Source organism: Devosia elaeis (assembly GCF_001650025.1).
GTDB classification, from domain to species: domain Bacteria; phylum Pseudomonadota; class Alphaproteobacteria; order Rhizobiales; family Devosiaceae; genus Devosia; species Devosia elaeis.
In genome coordinates this window covers 1-5,269 of the sequence record NZ_LVVY01000017.1, presented here as the reverse complement: position 1 = coordinate 5,269, position 5,269 = coordinate 1, and the positions used below count along the sequence as shown (strand labels likewise).

Here is a 5,269-nt window from a genome sequence, read left to right as displayed (position 1 = left end):
CCGGCCCTGACGGGCCACCTTCTCCCCGAGGGGGAGAAGAATTGGTGCGGCGTTTGCCTCTTATTCCTCTCCCCGTCGGGGAGAGGGTGGATCGGGCGCAGCCCGAGACGGGTGAGGGGGATGGGCGGCAGGGTGTTTGTTTTCCACGCCAGCGCCTGCCGGCACCCCCTCCCAGCTCCGCTAGGCCTTCGGCCAAGCTGCGCCCCGCCATTCGCGCATAGCGCTCATGGCCTTCTCGTCTCAAATCTCTCCACCGGAGAGATTTGCCCTGCGGGGTGGCTCGAAGCCCGTCAAGGGGGAGGTGGGGGTGCGGTGTTTGCCGCATGATCCCGCCAGTCACTGCTCGTCACCCTCGGGCTTGACCCGAGGGCGTTCAGGGGGGCAGCCAATGCCATGGTGCGTGTGGTGACTGGCCCTCGGGTCAAGCCCGAGGGTGACGATCTGAGGAGGCGGAGGGGCTCACGATGACGGCCCCCGGCGGGGCATCGCGCTATAGCGTGTGGGGCACGACGAGGCCGTTCTTGATGGTGACGATGCGGTCGGCGCGGCGGGCCAGGTCGTAATTGTGGGTGGCGATGAGGGCGGCGGCGCCTTCGTTGCGGATGAGGGCCTTGAGGGCCTCGAAGACGCGGTCGCTGGTTTCGGGATCGAGATTTCCGGTGGGCTCGTCGGCCAGGATGACGCGCGGGTGGTTGGCGGCGGCGCGGGCAATGGCGATGCGCTGCTGCTCGCCACCGGAGAGCTCGGCCGGGCGATGTTCCGCGCGTGGGGCGACGCCGAGCAGGTCGAGCAATTCCATCGCCCTGCCCTCGGCCGGTTTGCGCTGCTTGCCGGCGATCAATTGCGGCATGACCACGTTTTCGAGCGCGGTGAATTCGGGCAGCAGGTGATGGAATTGGTAGACATAGCCGACGGTGGAACGGCGCAATTGCGTGCGCGCCCGGTCGCCCATGCGGCTGGTGGGTTGGCCGACGATCTCGATTTCGCCCGCCTGGGGCGATTCCAGGAGGCCGCAGAGATGCAGCAGCGTCGACTTGCCGGCGCCCGAGGGCGCCACCAGCGCGACCATCTCGCCGCTTTCCACCGTCAGGTCGGCCGCTTCCAGCACGCGGACGAGGCGGTCGCCCTCGCCGTAATGGCGATGCACGCCGGTGAGGCGCAGATGGGGCTTACTCATAGCGCAGGGCCTCCACCGGGTCATATTGGGCGGCGCGCCAGGCCGGATAGAGCGTGGCCAGGAAGCTGAGGCCGAGCGCCATGCAGACCACCACGGTCACTTCCACCGGATCGACGCGGCTGGGCAGCGAGGAGAGGAAGAAGACTTCCGGCGGAAACAGGGTGACGCCAAGGAAATTGGAGATCGAGGCGCGGAGATTTTCGGCATTGGAGGCCACGATCAGCCCAAGCACGAAGCCGCACAGGGTGCCGATGACGCCGATGGCCGTGCCGGTGATGGAGAAAATCCGCATGATGGAGCCGCGTGTCGCCCCCATGGTGCGCAGGACGGCGATATCGGCGCTCTTGTCCTTCACCAGCATGATCAGGCTGGCGATGATATTGAAGGCGGCGACCAGGATGATCATCGACAGGATGGTGAACATCACCACGCGTTCCACCTGGAGGGCGGAGAAGAAGGTCTGGTTGCGCTCCTGCCAGGAGGTCAGGATCAGCGGGCGGACGCCTGGGGCCGATTGCAGGCGCTGGCGCATGACGCCGACCGCATCGGGATCGTGCAGGAAGATTTCCACGGCCGAGGCGCGGGGAATGCGCTCATAGGCGGCGTCGATCTCCGCGTCGGTGGCCAGCGGATCGAGCGGCCCCATGCCGGGCTTGAGCACTTCATCGACCATCCTGAAATAGTCCTGGGCCGGCTCGAGCGGCATGTACATGAAGAAGGAGTCGAACTCCACCATGCCCAGATTGAAGATGGCATTGACCGGATAGGAGCGGATCTGCGGGGTGGAGCCGAAGGGGGTCATGGTGCCTTCGGGATTGATGATCTGCACCTGGTCGCCAATGCCGACGCCCAGATTCTGCGCCAGGCGATAGCCGATGGCGATGCCGCGGCTATCGTCCCATTGGTCGAAACCGCCCTGCTCCGCCCCGTTATAGAGCAGGGTCAGCTTCCTGAGATTTTCCTCGTCCATGCCGCGCACGGTGACGCCGGTGGAATTGCCCTTGCCCGAGGCCAGCACCTGGCCCTCGACGAAGTAGACCGCGAAGCTGACGCCATCGACCTGTTCGAGCGCCGTTACGGTTTCCTTGTAGTCGGTGAACTGGCTTTCGATCGGATAGGCGGTGAAATGGCCGTTGAGACCGAGGATCTTGTCCAGCAATTCGCCGCGAAAGCCGTTCATCACCGACATGACGACGATGAGCGTCGCCACGCCGATGGCCACGCCGACCATGGTGAGGCTGGCGATGACCGAGATGAAGGCTTCCTTGCGGCGGGCGCGCAGATAGCGCCCCGCGATCATCCATTCGAACCGGGCAAAGGGTCTGGTCCGGTTCGCGGGGGCGTCTTGCGTGGTGGGGGTCAAATGTCGGTCATCCGCTGCGGTTCGATCAGGCTCCGGAGACGTTCGACCGCCCCGGCGAGCGGCAGCGTCTCGCGCTCGCCGGTCTTGCGATGCTTGATTTCAACTTCGCCCGATTTAAGGCCGCGCGGCCCCAGGATGAGCTGATAGGGAATGCCGACGAGATCGGCCGTGGCGAACTTGCTGCCGGCGGGCTGGTCCCGATCGTCATAGAGCATGTCGAGGCCGGCCGCATTCAGTTCGGCATAGAGCTTGTCGCAGGCCGCATCGGTTTCGGCATCGCCGGCCTTGAGATTGATCAGCACCGCCTCGAAGGGCGCGACGGAAACCGGCCAGATGATGCCGTTCTCGTCGTGGCTGGCCTCGATAATGGCAGGCACGACGCGGGTGAGGCCGATGCCGTAGGACCCCATATGGACAATGGTTTCCTTGCCATCGGCGCCGGTGACGCTGGCCTTCATCGGCTCGGAATATTTGGTGCCGAAATAGAAGATGTGGCCGACTTCGATGCCGCGGGCGGAGACGCGCTTGTCCTCGGGGACGGCGGCTTCGTATTCGGCGTGATCGACCATTTCCTCGGTCGCGGCATAGAGCGAGGTCCAATCATTGAAGATGGGCTTGAGGTCGCCGCGGAAGTCCACGTCCTGGGACGGAATGGGCTTGTCGAGCAGATCGCGGTGGCAGAAGACCTGGCTTTCGCCGGTTTCCGCCAGGATGATCCATTCATGGCTGAGATCGCCACCGATGGGGCCGGTATCGGCGCGCATCGGAATGGCCGTCAGCCCCATGCGGGCATAGGTGCGCAGATAGGCCACGAACATGCGTTCATAGGCCTTTACGGCGTCTTCCTTGGTAAGATCGAAGGAATAGGCGTCCTTCATGAGGAATTCGCGGCTGCGCATGGTGCCGAAACGGGGACGCACCTCGTCGCGGAACTTCCACTGGATATGGTAGAGGTTGAGCGGCAAGTCCTTGTAGGACTTCACATAGGCCCGGAAGATATCGGTGACCATTTCCTCGTTGGTGGGGCCATAGAGGAATTCACGCTCGTGCCGGTCCTCGATGCGCAGCATCTCCTTGCCATAGGCTTCATAGCGCCCCGATTCGCGCCAGAGATCGGCGGACTGGATGGTGGGCATGAGCAATTCGATGGCGCCGGAGCGGTTCTGCTCCTCCTCGATGATCTTCTGCACCTTCATGAGCACCTTGTAGCCCAGGGGCAGCCAGGAATAGAGGCCTGAGGCCTGCTGGCGGATCATGCCGGCGCGCAGCATCAGCCGATGCGACACGATCTCGGCTTCCTTGGGCACATCGCGCAGCACCGGCAGAAAATATCGGGAAAGACGCATGGGAACTCCGGAAAACTGGTGCTTCGACTCGTAACGACAGTTGATGCCCACTCAAAGCCTAACCGTCCATTCGATGCAAGCATGCAAGCTATGCAGAATCTACTTGGCAGACCCAAAAAGTGTTGTTAGGGTCCGGGCCAATAAAACAAAGGCGGCCCAAACCGCCGGACGTCGACAACGTCAAGGGAGGAGCGTTGGCAGCCGCTTCGTAGCGCGCCTAAGACCAACGTATTGTCGGACAAACTCAATTCAGCGGGGCCTTCGTGCCCCGCTTTTTTGTTTCAGGACAAGGTGTTATGGCCAATTCTGAAATCTTCACGCAAATTGCGATGTCGCTGGAGGGGACCAGGAGCGCCCCGCATTTCGACCGCACCGCCTTCAAGGTGAAACGCACCTATGCGACGCTGGCGGCGGACGGGCTTTCGGCCAATATCAAATTCACGCCGGAAGAGCAGGAATTGAAGTGCATGGTGGCGCCGGAAATCTTCGAGGCCATCGACAATGGCTGGGGCCGGCAGGGCTGGACGACGATGCGACTCGGCCCGGCGGATGCCCGGGATATCGAGGCCGCGCTGGCCATGGCGCATGTGCATGCGGTGGCGAAATAGGCTCGGGGCGTGACGGGCAAACAGGCGATTTCGGAGAGGCGTTTCGATCCCATCAGACGTCATTGCCGGGCCACCCTCGGGCTTGACCCGAGGGCCCGGCAATCCAGCTTTCCAGGGCACCGCTCTGGACCACCGGGACAAGCCCGGTGGTGACGATGGATGGGAGGTCCGCTCCCGAGCGCAAGCATGGCGCAGGAATAGCCGCTCAGGCGCCGGCGCACCCGACCTCGTGGTTCGACAAGCTCACCATGAGGTCTCGGAGAAGGCGGTAGCGAAACCCGTCAGCGGTTCCAGTAATGGTGCAGGGTTTCGTTGGAGATGCCCCAGAGCAGCAGCGCGGTGAAACCGGCGGCAAGCACGGTGGCAAGCAGCAGCTTGAACACGAGGCGCGGCTTCAGCGGCGCGCCCGGATCGGCACCAGCGACGATCTCGGCGCCGGCTTCGTGATGGCTCTGATTGCCGATGGGCAGCACCATGACGAAGGTGAGCCACCAGACGACGAAGTAAACGGCGATGAGGGAACCGATCTGCATGCAGGCTGTGTACCCTTCCCCGCGCCAAAGGGGAAGCCGTCAACGTGTCGCGGTCGGATGTAGATGCAGCGAGCGCCCCCTCCCCGTAGGGGGGCAAAAGAGCCGTAATTCCAGCTGAATGTGGACTCTTTTAACGACACCTAACCCAATCGAGATCGTCACCCTCGGGCCTGACCCGAGGGGTCTTTGTTTTGGTGTATCGAAAACGCCCTCGGGTCGAGCAACCGTGGATGGTTAGGCGA

General features: G+C 63.3%; 5 protein-coding genes. 1 reads left to right on the top strand and 4 read right to left on the bottom strand.

The features are described from left to right. Positions 1-490: 490 nt before the first annotated feature. Genes A3840_RS01125 through proS form a run of 3 tightly spaced genes read right to left on the bottom strand, consistent with a single transcriptional unit; the run spans position 491 to position 3,886 of the window. The gene (locus A3840_RS01125) at positions 491-1,177 is read right to left on the bottom strand and encodes an ABC transporter ATP-binding protein (protein ID WP_067450628.1); all 687 of its coding nucleotides are present in this window, start codon (positions 1,175-1,177) and stop codon (positions 491-493) included. Beyond that, positions 1,170-2,477, bottom strand: coding sequence for an ABC transporter permease (locus tag A3840_RS01120; RefSeq protein ID WP_067450625.1), 1,308 nt, complete (start codon positions 2,475-2,477; stop codon positions 1,170-1,172). Before A3840_RS01120 ends, A3840_RS01125 begins: the two co-directional genes overlap by 8 nt. A 59-nt stretch (positions 2,478-2,536) precedes the next feature. Further along, complete coding sequence (gene proS, locus A3840_RS01115) at positions 2,537-3,886, bottom strand: proline--tRNA ligase (RefSeq protein WP_067450622.1); 1,350 nt, start codon at positions 3,884-3,886, stop codon at positions 2,537-2,539. 296 nt (positions 3,887-4,182) lie between these two features. On the opposite strand from proS, the gene A3840_RS01110 reads away from it, so the two are divergent. Further along, positions 4,183-4,494, top strand: coding sequence for an MmcQ/YjbR family DNA-binding protein (locus tag A3840_RS01110; protein ID WP_067450619.1), 312 nt, complete (start codon positions 4,183-4,185; stop codon positions 4,492-4,494). A 281-nt stretch (positions 4,495-4,775) separates the two neighbouring features. Here A3840_RS01110 and A3840_RS01105 read toward each other — a convergent pair whose 3' ends face one another. Beyond that, the gene (locus A3840_RS01105; protein ID WP_067450616.1) at positions 4,776-5,027 is read right to left on the bottom strand and encodes a DUF1467 family protein; all 252 of its coding nucleotides are present in this window, start codon (positions 5,025-5,027) and stop codon (positions 4,776-4,778) included. Positions 5,028-5,269: the final 242 nt, after the last annotated feature.

Coding starts and splice junctions, on each gene's coding strand:
- A3840_RS01120 (WP_067450625.1), bottom strand. CDS start 2,477: ATGATCGCGGGGCGCTATCTGCGCGCCCGCCGCAAGGAAGCCTTCATC.
- A3840_RS01125 (WP_067450628.1), bottom strand. CDS start 1,177: ATGAGTAAGCCCCATCTGCGCCTCACCGGCGTGCATCGCCATTACGGC.
- proS (WP_067450622.1), bottom strand. CDS start 3,886: ATGCGTCTTTCCCGATATTTTCTGCCGGTGCTGCGCGATGTGCCCAAG.
- A3840_RS01105 (WP_067450616.1), bottom strand. CDS start 5,027: ATGCAGATCGGTTCCCTCATCGCCGTTTACTTCGTCGTCTGGTGGCTC.
- A3840_RS01110 (WP_067450619.1), top strand. CDS start 4,183: ATGGCCAATTCTGAAATCTTCACGCAAATTGCGATGTCGCTGGAGGGG.